The following is an 18722-nucleotide window of genomic DNA, read 5'->3' as shown; positions in this document are numbered from 1 at the left end:
GGTTTATCCAGCGCTTCCACAATTGCCCGAAGACACCGGCCCGTCCGCTCCACACCAGCGATCACCCCAGGTCAGAACGATCTTTCTGCACCAGTCCGCGCTGCGGCGGGACGAATCCGGACATCCCCCAGCCCAAAGATCAATAATTTCCTCGCCCCGAGAACAGCGATCTTCCCCCGCCGAGTTCCAGCGGTAGCAAATAACCCCTATTTCAACCTACGAGCTACCGAAACCGCGTCGGCGGGAACGATTTCGAGACACCGTCCGGGAGGCTGCATTCGATGCGGCTCGCAAATTCGTTGGAATAGCGCCGATTTCACACCAGCGGAAAACGACCGGCGCGGGACGGACCGTCGCCCGCCGACCTCGAATACCGAACCGGCGGCACATATTTCAACCCCGGGGTGCGACCGCACCTCAGGCGCGAGTGAACACGGCAACCAAGAAGTCGGAGTCGTCGCGGTACGGCCGCAGATCCCAGGTCGACAGCCGCAGGTCCAGTACCAGCCCCGCGGCCGCGGCGTCGGCGAAGAACTCCTCGAATGGGTAGCCCCGTTCGGCGCCGAATCCGATGACGGCGCGGCCATCCGGGGCGAGATGGCGAGCGAAGCCGGACAGCACCGGCCTGCGGGTGCTCGGCGCGAGGAAGGTCATCACATTGCCCGCGCACACGATGACGTCGAAGTCGGCGGGAATGCCGTGGGACGGCAAATCCAGTTCGGCCAGGTCGCCGACCAGCCAGGTCGGGCCGGGATGGTCGTGTTCGGCCGCCTCGATCAGCACCGGGTCCACGTCGACGCCGACGACCACATGCCCGGCATCGTGCAGATAGCCGCCGATGCGCCCGGGCCCGCAACCGGCGTCGAGCACGCGCGAGCCCCTGCCGAGCATCGCGTCGATCAGCCTGGCCTCCCCCACGATGTCCTGTCCCTGGGCCGCCAGGCCGCGGAACCGCTCGATGTACCAGGTGGAGTGCGCGGGATCGTTGGCCGTGATCTCCTCCCACTGGCTGGGCACCCGCTCACCCACGGCTGGCTCCTTCTCGATGCGTCGGCTGGTCTTGCCACCGTAGCCCCCGCGACAGCCTGCCCGGACGCGGCCACCCACACCCCGCGGTCCCGGTGCATGAGATCGGGCCCCCGGAAAAGCACGTGGACCCCGCGATTGATCGCGAGGTCCACGCCGGAGTTCGGTGGTCCGGGTATTACGGCACCGAGACGCTGCCGCCGCTGGGGACGTAGCCGATGGTGTTGGGCTCGATCACGCCGAGGGCCTGGCCCGCGCAGTCAGGACCCGCGTACAGCGTGATCGCCTGATCCGTCGAATTTCCCACGGTGGTCTGCAGCGTCGTGTAGAAGCTGTCACCGGTGTTGAAGCAGCCCACCGGGTTCGCGTGCAGCTCACCGTTGAGGTTCAGGGTGCCGCCCGCGGCGTGCGCGGCGCCCGGGGCCAGCAGGGTGATGGCGCCCGCGGTGGCCAGTGCACCGACGATCCCAGCAGTACGAAACATTCGTGCCTCCAGTTCCTTTCGATGTCGACCCCCGACGTCGACCATGTGATCCCGCGATTGTGTCATGCGACCGGCTGCGCCGGAACACCGAGATCCTTGGCGTCCTTGCGCACTCCGAACGCGGTGATCATCTCCATGACACCGAGCACGACCAGCCAGATACCGGCCACCCAGGCCAATGTGGCGACCGATTCCACGGGCCAGATGATCAGCACGACACCCGCGATCGCGGTGATCACGCCGAAGAAGCCCTGCCAGCCGCGGCCGGGCAGGCCCGGTTCCGAGATCGCCGCCATCGTCACCGCGACCCCGCGGAACAACCAGCCGATACCGATCCACAGCCCCAGCAGCAGGATCGAGGTCAGGTCGTCGCGGAAACAGAAGACACCGATGACGATCGACAACACGCCGCTGATGAAATACAGCACCCGCATCCCCGCGCTCGCCGGCGCCGCGAACGCCGCGACCAGCTGCAACAGGCCGCTGACCACCAGATAGATGCCGAAGATGATGCCGGCGACCAGCAGCGTCTTGCCCGGCCACACCAGGATCAGCACGCCGAGGATCACCGAGAGCAGTCCGGTGACCAAGATCGATTGCCAGGCGGCACGCGCGAGGGCCTGCACCGGGCCCTGCGGGATGATATTCGTCGTCATGAAGTGATGTTATGCCCGAATTCCATGGTTCTCTGGGCATTTGCTCACTGCCCGCGACCGCGCGCCGCCACCGCGAGTTGTGCACCACGGTGGCCGACTGTGACCGAGAACGCCGTGATGATCACGTTTGCCGCTGTACACGCCGGGTAATTGTGGGTCAATGGCTCTCGTCGTGAACGCCGTCAGGTGAGTCGAGTGGGTCGGGTATGACGAGTCTCGGGTGGCTAGGAGAAGAGGGTGTCGGTTGTTCTCGTGCTTCAGGCACGCGGTCTCGGTGAACTGCTCACCGCGGTCCCGGCGCTGCGCGCACTGCGCCGGGCGAGGCCGGACGACCGCATCGTCCTGGCGGCCCCGCATCGGCTACGGCCCATCGTCGATCTGATCACCTCGGTCGACGCGATGGTTCCCACCACCGAGGGCGGCAGCCTGCGCTGGGACGGACCCACCCCCGATCTCGCCGTGAACCTGCACGGCCCCGACACCGAGTCGGTCGTCGAACTGATCAAGACCGACGCACGCCGCATCCTCACCTACCGCAATCCGGCCTTCCCCGAGCTGCCCGGCCCGCAGTGGGATCCCGACATGCATCTGGTCGACCGCTGGTGCCATCTGCTCGAATTCGACGGCATCGATGCCGACCGGCGCAACCTCGGCCTGGTCCCGCCGGTGGCCACCACCAGTCACCGCGACGCCGTCGTCGTGCACATCGGCGCGGGCGCACCGGCGCGCCGCTGGCCTCCCGACCGGTTCGCCGCCGTCATCCGGCATCAGTCGGTCCTCGGCCGGGAAGTCGTCATCACCGGCGACGAGTTCGAGCGCGAGATCGCACTCGGCATCGCCGCGCGCGCCGGGCTGCCACCGCATCGGGTGCTGGCGGGCGAGCAGAACCTCATCGAATTGGCCGCGACGGTCGCCGAAGCCGCGCTGGTGTTGTGCGGCGATACCGGCGTCGCTCATCTGGCGACCGCGTTCGGCACCCGCACCGTGCAGCTGTTCGGTCCGACTCCCCCGCGCCGGGGCGGGCCACCGCCACATCTGCTCGCCCGGCACGACGTGCTCTGGGCGGGTCAGGTCGGCGACCCGGATGCCGACAGTGCCGACGCGGGCCTGCTGCGGATCGGGGTGAGCGAGGTGCTCGGCGCGATCGACGCCCAGCTCGGTAAACACTCCTGGGCCGGGAATACCGGAGAGCGTCCGCGCGCCTACCGCCGCGTCGGCTGAGGAGTCTGTTCTTCCACGCTCGCGGTGTGTACCGCCGCGGAGTAGGCGGCGATGGCGCTCGGCCAGAACCGCTCCACATAGTCGCGGGCGTCGGCCAGCCCGCGCGGGTCGAGGAAGTACAGCCTGCGGTTGCCGTCCGGGCGCATCATCACCAGGCGCGCCTCCCGGAGGATCCGCAAGTGCTGCGATACCGCCGAACTACTGACGCCGACGGCCTCGGCCAGCTCGCCCACCGATAGTTGCGCATGCGGTAGTGCTTCGAAGATCGCCCGCCTGGTGGGGTCGGCGAGCGCTTCGATCGCCCTGACTCCATTAGTAGCCACTAATACAGTGTGATCAACTGGCAATTGAGGCGTCAAATCGGCCGTTTACCGCGTTTGCCCAGCTCGACACGGAATATCAACCGTGTCGTTATCACTTCGTAATCATCGAACTGGGGTTATAGACGCTAGTGATGGTAGCCACAGGATTGCCGAGCGGTGCCGGCGATCCCGTAGCTTCGAGCCATGCCCGTGACCGTTCCGTTACTTTCTCGCCGCCCCGGCGCGCCGCGCACCGGCCGTCGCAGCGTCGCCACCCGCGTGGTGGCCGCCTCCACGGCGATCGGCGCCTCGCTCGGCGTGCTCGCCGGATGCACCGAAGAGAACTCGACCGAGGCCCTGCACTCCCCGCAGCTGGTGGCCGGCACCACCGACGCCACCTTTGCCGCGTTCACCCCGCCCGAAGCCCAGCGAGCCCAGACCGTGCCCGAGGCGGTGGCCTGGGAACAGAACCGCCTCGCGATCGAGTTCGCCCGGCCCAAGACCATCCGCCCGGTGGCCGGCCCGATGAGTTCCACCTTCGGCATGCGCTGGGGCACGATGCACGCGGGTATCGATTTCGCCGACCCGATGGGCGCGCCGATCGCGGCCGTCACCGACGGCGTCGTGATCGAGGCCGGCCCGGCCAGCGGTTTCGGCCTGTGGGTGCGGGTCCAGCAGGACGACGGCACCATCGGCGTCTACGGCCACATGCAGGACATCCTGGTGACCGTCGGCCAGCCGGTGCGCGCCGGTGACGTGATCGCCACCGTCGGCAGCCGCGGCTACTCCACCGGGCCGCACCTGCACTACGAGGTGCACGTGCCAGGCGTCGGCCCGATCGACCCGCAGCCGTGGCTGGCCGCGCGCGGGATCAGCGTGCACGGCGACCACTCCTGACATCGTCGGCGACCCGGTCCACCGGCCACGCGTCGCCGCGAATCCACGGGGACGGCCCGTAGGCGAGAGTGCCTGCGGGCCTTCGTCGTCCTAGATCTGCGGATGGGCCCGGCGCCGCGATCCGGTACCGCGGTAGGGGGCCGCAATGGCGCGCCGGCGGGATGTGGCCGAGCAGGGCCGAACTCTAGTTTCGCAGCATGGTCACACCCGAGATCGCTTCCCCGACACCGCCTTCGGACCGCTTCCGGGCCGGCCTTCCCGAACGCGCGGCCCTGCATCGGCCGCTTCTGGTGATGGTGGGCGCGATGACCGCACTGACGATCGTTTCGGCCTACGGCCTGGTCGTCGACGACCGCATGCTGCTCGGCGAATCGGTCTGGCTCAAGCCATTGAAGTTCGGCATCGCCTTCACCCTCTACGGGCTGAGCCTGGTCTGGCTGCTGGCGCTGCCACACCGGGGCCGCCGCGCCACCTGGTGGCTCGGGACGGTTTTCGCGGTGACCGGTGTGCTCGATGTCGGATTCATCGCCGTGCAGGCCGCGCGCGGCACGTTCAGCCATTTCAACAATTCCGATCCCGATCCGGTCAACGTCATCGGACAACAGATCTTCGTCTCCGGTGTCCCCGGCCTGTTCGTCGCGAATCTGGTGCTGGCCCTGATCTTGTGCGCACAGCGGCTGGTGGACCGGCCGACCACCCGGGCGATTCGCGCAGGTCTCGCGCTGGCGGTCGCGGGTATGGCACAGGCGTATCTGATGGGCTTCACCGGCAAGCAGCGCGTAGTCGATGCCGATGGCCGGATCGTGGAGTTGATAGCCGGCCACACCGTCATCGAGGCGCGGCTGCGCACCGAACTCACCCGCGACGGGGCGGGCATGCCGATCACCCACTGGAGCACCGTCGGCGGGGACCTACGCATTCCGCATTTCCTCGGGCTGCACGGGATCCAGGTGCTGCTGGCGGCGGTGATCGTTTCGGCAGCACTGGCACCACACCTGCCCTGGTTGCGCAGTGAACGCACCAGGACCGACCTGGTCGGCGTGCTCACTGTGGGTTACGCGGGGCTGTTCGGGTTGACGTTCTGGCAGGCCATGCGCGCGCAGCCGCTGCTACATCCGGACGCGCTCACCGTCGCCGCCTTCGTCGTCCTGGTCGCCGTGGTGGCAGGCCTCGGCGTGCTGGTGTATCGCCGCGCCCGCGCGGCCGGTTCGCGCCCCTCCGGATCCGCGGATCTCAGCGCAGGCGTTCGGCGTCACGGGCGAGCTGGAGCAGAGTCTCACTGAGCGCGGCGAGTTCGGCCGCATCGGCGCCCTCACCGATCGCCGTCGCCACATCCTCGGCCGCACACCGCGCCGCGAACCAGCGGTCGGCCAGATCAGCGGCCTCCTGTGCGCTCAGCACCACCGAGTCCTCGGGAATCCCGGTCCCCTTCAAGCTGTTGCGATGTTCGTAGGCCCGCTGACGGCACGACTGACGGCAGTACCGGCGGCGACGCCCGACCTCGGATTCCACGATTTCCCGCCCGCACCACAGGCAGGACAGTGACCGGCGCGACATGACCCGACACCCTAACCGCACCCGGCGACCCTCCGCACAGGGCACGCCGCACCGGTGACGGCGGCGAACAGCGTAGAATAGCCAGGTTCTCCCCCGCAGGGAACGAAAGTAGCCCACCACACGTTCACAGAGCACATGGTGTTCGCGCCGGTCGAGCCACGCCGGGCGCGAACAACCCCAACCGGTTCCGCGCATCCGTGCGCGTTCGGCCGGAACACCAACGGGATGATGCGTCCGGACACGCCCCGGGCGCGTGACTCCACCGGTTCGCGGCCCTGCCGATGTGGCGGCAGGTGTGCCACGCCAGGGTCACGAACCCGCCGCCGCGTAGCAGCGGCACAACAGACACAGAGAGGACCGAACAGATGGCAGATCGCGTACTCCGGGGCAGTCGGCTCGGAGCGGTGAGCTACGAGACCGACCGCGACCACGATTTGGCGCCCCGCCGGATGGCCCGGTATCGGACCGACAATGGTGAAGAGTTCGACGTCCCGTTCGCCGACGACGCCGAGATCCCGCCGACGTGGTTGTGCCGCAACGGCCAGGAAGGCGTCCTGCTCGAGGGCACCACGCAGGAGGCCAAGAAGGTCAAGCCGCCGCGCACCCACTGGGACATGCTGCTGGAACGGCGCAGTAAGGAAGAGCTCGAGGAACTGCTCAAGGAGCGCCTCGAACTGCTCAAGACCCGCAGGCGCGGCTGAGCGCAGCCACGAGCCGGCAAAGGCCGCTCACACCGGATTCGTCCGGGGTGAGCGGCCTTTCGTCTACCAGGGCCGGCGCCGCGGAGTAACTGCGCGGCGCCTGCGGGTTCAGTGGCTGGCGACTCGCCGATACCGCAACAACGCCAGCGGCACGACCACCACGAGGATGGCCACCGAACAGATCACCGCGTATTCGACACAATGTTCGGCCGGCCAACCGGTCGGGGTCGCGAACGACGGCGGCGAACTGTTGTCGAACAATTTGCGCCCCGCCGCGGCAACCGCGGTGATCGGATTCCATTCGGCGATCGTGCGCAACGGCCCCGGCAACGTCTGCGCGGAAATGAACGCCGAGGAGATGAACGACAGCGGGAACATCCAGATCAAGCCGACGCTCTGCGCGACCTCCACTGTCGGAGACAGCAACCCGGTCAACGCGCCGACCCAGGACATCGCGAACGCGAACAACAAGATCACCGCGAAGGCCAGCGCGGCGTCGGTGATCGGGCCGTTGATCCGCCAGCCGACGATATAGCCGCAGCCCACCATCACAATTAGGCTGAGAATATTGACCACCAGGTCCGAGAGCGTGCGCCCGAGCAGCACCGCCATCCGCGACATCGGCAGCGTCCGCATCCGGTCGATGATTCCCTTGTGCAGATCACCGGCCAACCCGACGGTGGTGAACGCCGCGTTGAACGCCACCGTCTGGGCGAAGATCCCGGCCAGCAGGAACTCCCGGTACTGGCTGCCGCCGAGCGAGGCGCCGAAGATGTAGGCGAACAGGAACACGAACATCAGCGGCTGGATCGTCGCGGTCACCAGCAGCGTCGGCACGCGCAGAATGGTCAGCAGGTTTCGGTAGGCGACGATGGCGCTATCGCGGAAGACCCGCCCGCGCGGCGACATATCCACCGCCGCCACACGCGGTTTCGCCGCACCGCGCGCGTCTGTGTCCGCCGCGGAATCCTCGGCCTCGGGGGCTTCGTCACGTACCGCTGTCGGCGCTGGGCTCACGACATGATCTCCTCTTGTACGTCATCGGATTCCGCCGCCGCGGGCGTAGATACCGCGGTGCCGGTGAGGGAAAGGAATACGTCGTCGAGGGTGGGGCGGTGCACATTCGCGTCGACGACGCACACTCCGGCGTCGTCGAGCCGCCGCAGGGCCTCGACCATGGTGCGCGACCCCTCGCCGACCACGATCGACACGTCATGGCTGCCGATGTCGTGCATCGGCTCGCCGATACCGATCTGGGCCAGCACCGACAGGGCCGGCTCGGCTTCCTGGCCGGTGGCCAGGGTGACCGTCAGCCGATCACCGCCGATGGAGGTCTTCAGTTCGTCGGCCGAACCCCGGGCGATCACCTTGCCCCGATCGATGACGATGATCCGATCGGCGAGTTGGTCGGCTTCTTCCAGATATTGGGTGGTCAGCAGCACGGTGGTGCCGTCGTCGACGAGATCGCCGATCACCCGCCACATGTCGAGTCGCCCGCGCGGATCGAGGCCGGTGGTCGGTTCGTCGAGCACCACCACCGGCGGCCGGGCCACCAGCGCGCCGGCCAGGTCCAGCCTGCGCGCCATACCGCCGGAGTAGGTGCCCGCCCGACGATCGGCGGCGTGGTCGAGCCCGAAGGCGGTGAGCAGTTCGCCCGCGCGCGCCGCGGCCTGCCGATGCGACATCCCGTAGAGCCGGGCCACCATGCGCAGGTTCTCGTAGCCGGACAGATTCGCGTCGACGGCGGCGTACTGGCCCGACAGCCCGATGCGGCGGCGGGCCGCGGCCGGGTCGCGCAGCACGTCGACGCCGGCGACGTGGACCGATCCCGCACAGGGCCGTAGCAGGGTGGTGACGATGCGCACCGTGGTCGTCTTGCCCGCACCGTTGGGCCCGAGCAATCCCATCACGGTGCCCGCCGGGATCTGGATGTCGATCCCGTCGAGCACTCGGACACGGCCGTAGTTCTTGACCAGGCCGAGGACTTCCACCGCCAGGCTCACCTGTGTGTCTCCTTCGCTTGCCGGTCCGCGCCGTCGAGGTGGAAGCGCAGCACCGGTCCGATCACCGCGAGTGCTTCGGGTGTGGTCATCGCCGCGTGGGTGCACCGCAGCTGATGGTCGTGCACGGCGCCGGTGACGAACGGACGCCAGGCCGCGGCGCAGCGATCCCGGTCCGCGCGGTTGATCTCGTCGTCGGCCGCGGTGAAGAACAGCAGGTCGCCGCGGAACGTCCGGGGCCGGAAGCTGTTGGCCAGCACCGTGCCATCGGCGTAGCCGGCGTAGAGCCGTTCCAGATGGTCGACCGTGAGCGCCGCGAACGGGCCCGGTTGCGAGCGCAGCAGCGCGGCGGCCTCGGGCAGGCTCATCCGTGCGTCGAGCGCGCCCGGGTCGTCGATCAGGTCGCTGCCGAACTCACCGATGATGTCGGCGACGCTGGGCATGGCCTGATCGAGCAAGTTGTCGGAGAGCTGGTAGCTGTCCATCATCGCCAGCAGCGCCACCTGCTCGCCCGCCTCCTGCAACCGCACCGCGATCTCATGGGCGATGAGACCGCCCAGCGACCAGCCGAGCAGGTGGTAGGGACCGTGCGGCTGCACCGACCGGATGTGCTCGACGTACTGATCGGCCGCCTCGGCGAGCGAGCCGTAGCCCGCGCCTCCGGTCACATGCGGCGCCTGCAAGCCGTACACCGGGCGATCCGCGGGCAGGTGCGCGAGCAGTCCGGAGTAGCACCACGCCAGACCGATCGCCGGGTGCACGCAGAACAGCGGCTCGCGGCTGGCTCCGGTGTCGGGCCGCAGCGGCAGGATCGGCGCCAGCGCCTCGGCCATCGCATCGTCGACGCCGCTGTCGTCGACACGCGCGGCGATCGCCGCGGGAGTCGCCTCACCGAACATCATCTGTACCGGCATCTCGATGCCGTCGGCGCGCACCCTGGCCACCACCTTCGTCGCCAGCAGCGAGTTGCCGCCGAGTTCGAAGAAGCTGTCGTCGGCGCCGACGCGATCGATGCCGAGCGCCTCGGCGAAGGCCGCGCACAGCGCTGCCTCGGTGGGTGTCGCCGGCGCCCGATAGCCCTGTCCGCCGGTGAACACCGGTTCCGGCAGCGCCTGCCGGTCGAGCTTGCCGACCGGGCTCAGCGGTACCCGGTCGATCAGCATGATCGACTGCGGCACCATGTAATTGGGCACCAGATCGGCCAGGTGGGCGGTGAGTTCGGCCGCCGTCACCACCGCACCGGCCATCGGCTTCACATACGACACCAGTGCGGTGGCTCCCGCCGGAGTGCGATGGCCGATAGTGACGGCGAACTCGACGCCACGATGCTTGCCCAGCGCGGTGTCGATTTCGCCGAGTTCGATGCGGAAGCCGCGGATCTTGACCTGATGGTCGGTCCGGCCGACGTATTCGATATCGCCGGAACCCGCGTCCGGGCCGGGCCACAGGCGCACCAGGTCGCCGGTGCGGTACATGCGTTCGCCCGGTTTTCCGTACGGGTTGGCGACGAACCTGGTCGCTGTCAGGCCGGGGCGGTTGAGGTAGCCGCGGGCCAGGGCGGCACCGGCCAGATGCAGTTCCCCGGTGACGCCGATGGCCGCCGGATGCAATCGCGGATCGAGAATGAGCGCGTCCACGCCGCGGATCGGTCCGCCGATGGTGATGGGCCGGTCCGGTGCCATCGGCTGGGACATGATCGTGACGATGGTCGTTTCGGTCGGGCCGTAGACGTTGTACAGATTGCGCCCGCGCGACCACCTGGTCACCAGTTCCGGTGGGAGCGCCTCGCCGCCGACGAGCACGTGCGCCAGTTCGGTGACACCGGTCGCGTCGACGGTGCCCAGCGCCGAGGTGGTGATGAAGGCGTGGGTGATGGCCTCGTCGATGAACACCCGGCGCAGGTCCTCACCACCGACGACGCCCGGCGGGGTGATCACCAGGGTGGCGGCGCCGCCGAGGGCGAACAGCAGATCGAGCATGGCGGCGTCGAAGCTCGGCGTCGCGAAGTGCAGCACCCGGCAGCCGGGCCGGACATCGAAACGCTGCGCGGTCTCGGCGGCGAAGTTGGACAGGCCGCCGTGGGTGACGGTGACGCCTTTGGGTGTTCCGGTGGATCCGGAGGTGTAGATGACGTAGGCCGGGTTCTCCAGCCGCAGCGGGGCGATCCGGTCGGCGTCGGTGACGGGGTCGCCGGAGGCCGCAAGCACCAAGGAGCGGACATCGGGCGCGTCGAGCACCAGCCAGTCGGCCGCCGAGGGCAGGCCGTCGCGATACTCGGCGAGTGTGATGCCGAGGGCGGCACCCGAATCCGACAGCATGTGCGCGATGCGGCCGGCCGGGTAGTTCGGGTCGACCGGTACGAACGCCGCGCCGGCCTTGGCGACCGCGAGCACCGTCGCCACCGATTCCACCGAACGCGGAATACCTAGCGCCACCAGGGTTTCCGGCCCCACGCCACGGGCGATGAGCACGCGGGCGAGGCGGTTGCTCCATCGGTCGAGAGCCGAATAGGTGACCTCGGTCCCGTCCGAGCGCACGGCGATCGCGTGCGGATCGCGGGCGGCCGCCGCGGCGAATACCTGGGGCAGTGTCACCGGGCGATCCGGCTGGGCACCGCGCACCGGCGCGAGTTCCGGCCATTCGGCGGGATCGAGCAGTTCCAGATCGCCGACCGGCGTGGTGGGACTGGCGGCGATCGAGGACAGCAGGCGGACGAAGCGCTTACCGAAGCGGGCGGCGGTCTGCTCGTCGAACAGGTCGCGCGCGAAGTCGATCGCGAGCGAGATGCCGCCGGGTTCGCGTGCCGCGGTGCGGTTCTCGGTGAGGGTGAACTGCAGATCGAACTTGGCGATCCCGGCGTCGGGGTCGTCGGCGTCGATGCGCAGGCCGGGCAATTCCAGTACCCGGACCGGCTCGTTGCGGACCGACAGCATCACTTGGAACAGCGGGTGATGCGACCTCGACCGGGCCGGATTCAGCACCTCCACCAGGCGTTCGAACGGCAGATCCGCGTTCGCGAAGGCGTCGAGGTCGGTCTCGCGGACCGCCGCGAGCAGGTCGGTGAACGCGGCGTCGCCGTCCACCCGGGTGCGCAGCACCAAGGTGTTGACGAACATGCCGACCATGCGGTCGAGCGCCGGGTGCCCGCGCCCCGCGATGGGCGTGCCGACCGCGATATCGTCCACGGCCGTCATCCGGTGCAGCAGTACCGCGAGCGCGGCGTGCAACACCATGAACATGCTGACGTTGTGGCCGGCGGCGACCGTGCTCAGTTCCCGGTGGGTGGCGGCGTCGACCGCGCAGCGCACCGTGCCGCCGCGATAGGAGGGTGTGGGTGGCCGCGGCCGGTCGGCGGGCACCGCGAGTAGCTCGGGCAGCTGGTCGAGGGCGTTGCGCCAGTAGTCGAGCTGGCGGCTGATCAGTGAATCGGCATCGTCCTCGGTGCCGAGGACCCGCTCCTGCCACAGCGTGTAGTCGGCGTACTGGATCTCGAGCGCGGGCACCGTGTCCACGCGGCCCTCCCGGGCGGCGCAGTAGGCCGCGGCCACGTCGGCGGCCAGCGGTTCGAGCGACCAGCCGTCCATCGCGATGTGATGCACGACCAGCACTAGCACGTGCTCGTCGAGTTCGCTGCTGACCACCGTCGGGTGGGCAACGGTCAGGATCGCGGCCCGCACCGGCACCGTGGTTCCGAGATCGAAGCCTTCCGAGGCGAATTCGCGCACGATCGCCTCGACCGCGTCGGCCCGCACGGTCTCGGTCCGCACCCGGATCGCCGCGTCGGCCGGATCCAGCACGACCTGTGCCGGTTCGCCTTCGATGACCGGGAAGACCGTCCGCAGGGCCTCATGCCTGCGCTGCACCGCGTGCAGCGCGGCGATGAGGGCCGCGCGGTCGAGCCGTCCGCGCAGGCGCAAGACCACGGGCACGTTGTAGGCCCCGGCGCTGCGCTCACCCGCCCCGCCGTCGAAGCGGTTGAGGAACCACAGCCTGCGCTGGGCGGCGGACAACGGGATCCGCTGCGGCCGGGCACCGGCGACCAGTGGCGGCCTGCCCTGGTCGGGCGATCCGGAATCCAGGCGCGCCGCCAGTTCGGCGACGGTGGGGCCGGCGAAGACGGCACGCACTTCCAGCCGTGTGCCGGTCGCCGCTGCCAGCCGGGCAACCAGTTGGGTGGCCAGCAGCGAGGTTCCGCCGATGTCGAAGAAGTTGTCGTCGGCGCCGGTGATGTCGGCACCGACCACGTCGGCCATGACCTCGGCGACCAGCCGCTCGGCGTCGGTGGTCAGCGGCCGGGCCGTGCGCGCGGCGGGCAGCGACGGCTCCGGAAGTGCCGCGGTGTCCAGCTTTCCGACCGGGGTCAGCGGGATCCGCTCCAGGACGGTGATCGCCGCCGGCACCATGTGCGCGGGCAGCTGTGCCGCGGCATGGGCGCGCAGCGCGTCGAGATCGAGGTCCCCGGCAGGCTGGACGTAGGACACGATGCGATCGGCACCGGCGATCTCGCGGACCTGGGTGTGCGCGAAACCGACGCCGGGATGACCGGCCAGCGCGGCGGTGATCTCGCCGAGCTCGATCCGGAATCCGCGCACCTTCACCTGATGATCGCTGCGTCCGAGGTAGATCAGTTCGCCGCCGGCGGTCCAGCGCACCACGTCGCCGGTGCGGTAGACCCGCGATCCGGCCGGTCCGTACGGATCGGCCACGAACCGGGACGCGGTCAATCCGTAGCGCTCGAAATAGCCGCGCGCGACGCCCGGCCCACCGATGTACAGCTCGCCCGGCACGCCGACCGGCACCGGACGCAGGCGTTCGTCGAGCACCATCGCGCGCGCACCGCGCACCACGGTGCCGATGGGGATCGGGCACCCGAGCCGGAACGGCGCGGAGATGGTGGCCAGCACGGTGGTCTCGGTCGGCCCGTAGCCGTTGATCATGGTGCGGTCGGCCGCCCAGCGCGCGACCAGCTCCGGTCCGACCGCCTCGCCGCCCACCATCAGGCACCGCAGATCCGGCAGCGGCCAGCGTTCGTGGTCGATCGTGGCCAGTGCGGCGGGTGTGATGAAGGTGTGGGTGACCCGTTCGGCGGTGAGCAGTTCGGCCAGTTCGTCGCCGCCGTAGATGTCGGGTGCCGCGATGACCATCGTGGCGCCGGAACCGATCGACAGCAGCAGGTCGAGCACGGCGGCATCGAAGCTCGGTGAGGAGAAGTGCAGCGTGCGCGACTCCGGGCGCACTCCCGCGTGCCCGGCCAGCTCGGCGGCCAGATTCGACAAGCCCCCGTGGGTGACGGCCACGCCCTTGGGCTTTCCGGTGGATCCGGAGGTGTAGATCAGGTAGGCCAGGTCATCGACGCGGGTCGGGCGCAGCCGCTCGCCGGCGATGGCACCGTCGGCCGCCGGCTCGAATTCCGCGTCGGCGGTGTCGTCGAGCACGATCCACGCGATACCCCGGTCGTCGGCGGCACGTAACCGCTCCCGGTGCGCGGACACCGTGACACCGACCGCGCATCCGGAGTCGGCCAGCATGTGCCGGACTCGATCGGCCGGATAATTCGGGTCGACCGGGACGAACGCGGCTCCGGTCTTCGCGATGGCGAGCACGGTGACCACGGAGTCGACCGAGCGGGTCAGCCCCAGGGCGACCCGGTCGCCGGTGCCGATACCGTGCCGGATCAGTCGGCGCGCCACCCGATTCGACCGCCGGTCCACCTCGGCATAGGTCAGCTCGAGCGCACCCGAGCGGATAGCGGTGCGATGCGGATGGGCGGCCACGGCCCGCGCGAAGACGTCCGCGAGGGTGAGCGCGGGACCGGCGGGTGCTCCGTAGGCCGGTGCGAATCGCCTGCGTTCGTCCTCGGTGCGTGCGTCGATGTGGTCGACGCGGATATCCGGCTCAGTGGTGATGGTGGCGAGCACGGCCAGGAACCGGTCGGCCAGGGTCTGTACCGTGGCGTCGTCGAACAGTTCGGCGGCGTAGACGAATTCGAGAGCACCGTCGTCGCCGTCTCCGGCCGGATCGGTGACACGCAGTTCGAGGTCGAACTTCGCCAACTCGATATCGAGGGCGTGTGCCTGCAACGCCAGTCCGGGCAGTTCCAGGTGTGGATGCGGGGTGTCCTGGACCGTCAACGCGACCTGGAACAGCGGATGCCTGCCCGTCGCGCGCGGATCCCGGCCGAGTTCTTCGACTACGCGCTCGAAGGGGATGTCGGCATTGGCGATGGCGGCGAGTTCGGTGTCGCGATCGGCGCGCAGCAGCGTGGTGAAGGCGAGATCCGGGTCGACGTCGGAGCGCAGCACGAGCGTATTGACGAACATTCCGACCAGATCGTCGAGCTCGGTCTGGGTGCGCCCCGCGACCGGGGTGCCGATCGGGATATCGCGGCCACCGGTGACCGCACGCAGCAGCACCGCCAGCGCCGTGCGCAGCACCATGAACATGCTCACGCCCTGCTGACGGGCCAGTTCGGCAAGTGCGCCGCGCACCGGCTCCGGTAGGGTGCGCCGCACGGTGCCGGCGATCTGGGTCGGCTCGGCGGGGCGGGGACGGTCGTAGGGCAGCGGCAGTTCCTCGGGCAGATCGGCCAGTTGGGTGCGCCAGAACGCCAGTTGCTCGGCGGCCGGGGTGTCGGTGTCGGTGGCCTCGCCCAGATATTCGCGCTGCCAGAGCCCGAAGTCGGCGTACTGCACCGGCAGTGGCTGCCAATTCGGTGCCGCACCCCCGCGGCGCGCCAGGTAGGCGGTGGCGAGGTCGCGGGTGAGCGGACCGAGCGACCAGCCGTCGGCGGCGATGTGGTGCACGGCGACGCCGAGGACATGGTGGCGTTCGTCCACTCGCAGCAGCGTGATGCGCAGCGGGGTATCGGTGGTCAGGTCGAAGCCACGCCGGGCCAGCCGTTCCAGGTGCCCGGCCACCTCGGCCTCGGTGGCAGGCACCGGGTCCACAGCGGGTACCGCCTCGGCGACCGGAACGACGACCTGGTGCGGACCCTGCTCGTCGTCGGGGAATCGGGTGCGCAGCACCTCGTGCCGGTCGACGATGTCGGCCAGGGCTTCGCCCAGGGCTGCGACATCGAGATCGCCGTCGATCCGCAGCGCGAACGCGATGTTGTAGGCACTGGATTCCGGTGCGAATCGGTTGAGGAACCACAGGCGCTGCTGGGGCAGCGACAGTGGTATCCGCTGCGGGCGCGGGCTGTGCGCGACCAGCGGAATGCGCTGGGTGCGCGGTGCCTCGGTGAGCTGGGCGGCCAGGCCCGCCACGGTGGGCGCCTCGAAGATGGTGCGCACCGGCAGTTCGACACCGAAGTGCTGGTACACCGACGCGGCCAGCCGGGTGGCCAGCAGCGAGTTGCCGCCGACGTCGAAGAAGCTGTCGTCGGCGCCGGTGATGGGCCTGCCGAGCACCTCGCCGAACAGGGCGGCGACCCGCAGTTCGAGTTCGGTGGCTGGCGCGCGGGATGCGGCGACGGCCCCGAATACCGGTTCGGGCAGGGCCTTTCGGTCGAGTTTGCCCGACGGCGTCACCGGAACCTCGTCCAGCACCGTGACCGCGGCGGGCACCATGTACCCGGGCAGCCGTCCCCGTGCGGTGTCGAGCACGGCTGCCGGGTCGATCGCCTCCGCGCCATTCACATACGCGGCCAGCCGCTGGTGTCCGTTGGCATCGGTGTGCACCACGGTCATGGCGAAATCGACGCCGGGGTGTGCGCGCAGCACGTGGTCGATCTCGCTGAGCTCGATGCGGAAGCCGCGGATCTTGATCTGGTCGTCGGCGCGGCCGAGGAAGCGCAAGTTGCCCGCCGGATCGGCCACCACAAGATCGCCGGTCCGGTACATCCGCTCGCCGCGGCGCCCGTGTGGGTTCGCCGGGAATCTGGCGGCGGTGAGCGCGTGCCTGCCGTGGTAGCCGCGCGCGATACCCGGTCCGGACACATACAGTTCGCCGGGCGTGCCGGGTGGCACCGGGCGCAAACGGTTGTCCAGGACGAACAGCCGCATCCCGCGCACCGGGTGACCGAGCGGGATCGGTTCGCCGGCTCGCATCGGCTCCGAGGCCGTCGCGGCGACCGTCGCTTCCGACGGGCCGTACATGTTGTGCATGCGGTAGCGCGGCGCCCAGGTGGCGACCAGCGCCTCCGTGCAGGCCTCACCACCGACCATCACCGAGCGCAGGTCGTCGAGCCGCTCGCACGGCACGGTGGCGAGTGCGGCGGGGGTGATGAAGGCGTGGGTGACCCGTTCGGTGCGCAGGAAGTCGGCGAGTTCGCTGCCGCCGTAGAGATCTGCGGGCGCGACCACCACGGTGGCTCCGGCCGCGAATCCCAGCAGCAGCTCCAGCACCGAGGCGTCGAAACTCGGTGACGAGAAGTGCAGGGTCCGCGCGGAATCGGTGACGCCGAACAGGTACCGCTGCTCGTTGGCGAAGGAGGCAAGGCCGGCATGGGTGACGATGACGGCCTTCGGCGTGCCGGTGGATCCGGAGGTGTAGATCAGGTAGGCGGGCTGGCCTGCGCGCAGGGCGCCGAGCCGCTCGGCATCGGTGACGGGCGCGGCCGATTGCGCGGCGCAGGCCATGTCGAGTTCGCCGGAGCCGAGCATCAACCAGGTGCCGGTGGTCAGGCTGTGTTTACCGGGATCTGCGGGCCAGCTGGGCAACTCCGACAGCGAACCGGGATCGGTGAGCCCGAACAGTGCCCCGGAATCGCCGATCATGTGGGCGATCCGTTCCCGCGGATAGCCCGGGTCGATCGGGACATAGGCCGCACCCGTCTTGGCGACCGCCCAGATCGCCAGGATCGAATGCAGGCTGCGCGGCAGGGCGACGGCGACGACCACCTCGGGACCCGCGCCGTGCGCGATCAGGACCCTGGCCAGCTGGTTGGAGCGTTCGTCGAGCTCGCGGTAGGTGGTGTCGTTGCCACGGAAGCGCACGGCCACCGCATCCGGCAGGCGTTCGGCGGTCTGGGCGAACAACCGCGCCAGCGTGACGGTGGGTTCGGCGGGTCCGCCCGCGATCGGCACCAGATCGGCCTTCTCGCGCCGGTCCAGGATGTCGATATCGCCGACCGGCGCATCGGGACGCACCACCGCGGCAGCGAGGACAGCGGTGAACCGGCGCGCCAGCGCCTGAATCGTGGCATCGTCGAATACGTCGGTGGCATAACCGAATTCGGCGTGCAGTGGGCCGTCGGTGGTGTCGTCGTGCACTTCGAGCTGGAGATCGAACTTGGCCACGTCGGCCGCCAGCGGAAGCACTTCGGTGTGCACACCGGGCAGTTCGATGCGCAGTTCGGGCGCACGGTCGTAGGACAGCATCACCTGGAACAGCGGATGTCTGCCGCTCATCCGCTCCGGGTTGACGACCTCCACCAGCCGCTCGAACGGTACGTCGGCATTGGCGAAGGCATTGAGATCGGTTTCCCTGGCGACATCGAGCATGCGATCGAACCCGGCGGCCGGATCCACCTCGGTGCGCAACACCAGCGTGTTGACGAACATGCCGACCAACTCGTCCAGCGCCGGGTCGGAACGGCCGGCGATGGGTGTGCCGATGACGATGTCGCGGCTGCCGCAGACCCGCGCCAGCAGGATGGCGAACGCGGCGTGCAACACCATGAACATGCTGACGCCCCTGGTGACGGCGAGTTCACCTGCGGCCTGGCGGGTTTCGGGGTCGATGGTGAACCCGAACCGAGCACCCGCGGTGGATCGCCGCAGCGGGCGCGGGCGGTCCAGCGGCAGGTCCAGCTGCTCGGGCAGCTCGTCCAGCGCCGAGCGCCAGTAGTTCAGTTGACGACTGAGCGCGCTCGACGGATCGGTTTCCTCGCCGAGCAACTCTCGCTGCCACAGCGCGAAATCGGCGTACTGCACCGG

Annotated in this window: 12 protein-coding genes; 4 read left to right on the top strand and 8 right to left on the bottom strand. The window is 69.4% G+C overall.

Translation table 11 applies throughout. The features are described 5' to 3' along the window. Positions 1 to 417 precede the first annotated feature (417 nt). The 3 genes from RJ05_RS03750 to RJ05_RS03740 all read right to left on the bottom strand — a co-directional run bounded on the left by RJ05_RS03750 (position 418) and on the right by RJ05_RS03740 (position 2166). Complete coding sequence (locus RJ05_RS03750; protein ID WP_036533148.1) at positions 418 to 1029, bottom strand: class I SAM-dependent methyltransferase; 612 nt, start codon at positions 1027 to 1029, stop codon at positions 418 to 420. A gap of 175 nt (positions 1030 to 1204) precedes the next feature. Then, positions 1205 to 1510 (bottom strand): hypothetical protein, encoded by a 306-nt coding sequence (locus tag RJ05_RS03745; protein ID WP_036533147.1) that lies wholly within the window; start codon positions 1508 to 1510, stop codon positions 1205 to 1207. A 62-nt stretch (positions 1511 to 1572) separates the two neighbouring features. Next, positions 1573 to 2166 (bottom strand): HdeD family acid-resistance protein, encoded by a 594-nt coding sequence (locus RJ05_RS03740; protein WP_036533145.1) that lies wholly within the window; start codon positions 2164 to 2166, stop codon positions 1573 to 1575. A gap of 237 nt (positions 2167 to 2403) precedes the next feature. Between RJ05_RS03740 and RJ05_RS03735 the strand changes: the two genes are divergently transcribed. Next, the gene (locus RJ05_RS03735; protein ID WP_036533143.1) at positions 2404 to 3387 is read left to right on the top strand and encodes a glycosyltransferase family 9 protein; all 984 of its coding nucleotides are present in this window, start codon (positions 2404 to 2406) and stop codon (positions 3385 to 3387) included. Here RJ05_RS03735 and RJ05_RS03730 read toward each other — a convergent pair. Then, positions 3369 to 3710, bottom strand: coding sequence for an ArsR/SmtB family transcription factor (locus RJ05_RS03730; RefSeq protein WP_036533141.1), 342 nt, complete (start codon positions 3708 to 3710; stop codon positions 3369 to 3371). The genes RJ05_RS03735 and RJ05_RS03730 overlap by 19 nt on opposite strands. A gap of 183 nt (positions 3711 to 3893) precedes the next feature. Between RJ05_RS03730 and RJ05_RS03725 the strand changes: the two genes are divergently transcribed. Further along, complete coding sequence (locus RJ05_RS03725) at positions 3894 to 4586, top strand: M23 family metallopeptidase (RefSeq protein ID WP_228785067.1); 693 nt, start codon at positions 3894 to 3896, stop codon at positions 4584 to 4586. A 197-nt stretch (positions 4587 to 4783) separates the two neighbouring features. Further along, positions 4784 to 5869, top strand: coding sequence for a hypothetical protein (locus RJ05_RS03720; protein WP_036533137.1), 1086 nt, complete (start codon positions 4784 to 4786; stop codon positions 5867 to 5869). On the opposite strand, the gene RJ05_RS03715 is transcribed toward RJ05_RS03720, so the two are convergent. After that, positions 5820 to 6143 carry a hypothetical protein gene (locus RJ05_RS03715; protein ID WP_048833443.1) on the bottom strand — a complete coding sequence of 108 codons (324 nt, stop codon included), beginning with the start codon at positions 6141 to 6143 and terminating at the stop codon, positions 5820 to 5822. The two genes, RJ05_RS03720 and RJ05_RS03715, sit on opposite strands and share 50 nt — an antisense overlap. Before the next feature lie 365 nt (positions 6144 to 6508). Here RJ05_RS03715 and RJ05_RS03710 point away from each other — a divergent pair, with 365 nt between their 5' ends. Then, positions 6509 to 6844: an RNA polymerase-binding protein RbpA gene (locus RJ05_RS03710; protein ID WP_014351500.1), complete on the top strand. Its 336-nt coding sequence runs from the start codon at positions 6509 to 6511 to the stop codon at positions 6842 to 6844. 108 nt (positions 6845 to 6952) lie between these two features. Here the strand turns inward: RJ05_RS03710 and RJ05_RS03705 are convergent, their stop codons facing one another. The 3 genes from RJ05_RS03705 to RJ05_RS03695 form a co-directional block, all read right to left on the bottom strand. Beyond that, positions 6953 to 7753, bottom strand: a complete 801-nt coding sequence (locus RJ05_RS03705) for an ABC transporter permease (RefSeq protein ID WP_036533151.1) — start codon at positions 7751 to 7753, stop codon at positions 6953 to 6955. 104 nt (positions 7754 to 7857) lie between these two features. After that, positions 7858 to 8847, bottom strand: coding sequence for a daunorubicin resistance protein DrrA family ABC transporter ATP-binding protein (locus RJ05_RS03700; protein ID WP_036533134.1), 990 nt, complete (start codon positions 8845 to 8847; stop codon positions 7858 to 7860). Then, on the bottom strand, positions 8844 to 18719 hold the full coding sequence (locus tag RJ05_RS03695; RefSeq protein ID WP_255220914.1) for a non-ribosomal peptide synthetase: 9876 nt from the start codon (positions 18717 to 18719) through the stop codon (positions 8844 to 8846). Before RJ05_RS03695 ends, RJ05_RS03700 begins: the two co-directional genes overlap by 4 nt. Between the last annotated feature and the right edge of the window lie 3 nt (positions 18720 to 18722).

The sequence above is a fragment of the Nocardia cyriacigeorgica NBRC 100375 genome (assembly GCF_000308555.1).
Taxonomy (GTDB): Bacteria; Actinomycetota; Actinomycetes; order Mycobacteriales; family Mycobacteriaceae; genus Nocardia; species Nocardia cyriacigeorgica.
The sequence above is the reverse complement of the archived record's forward strand: the minus strand, read 5'-3'. Positions and strand labels throughout refer to the sequence as shown.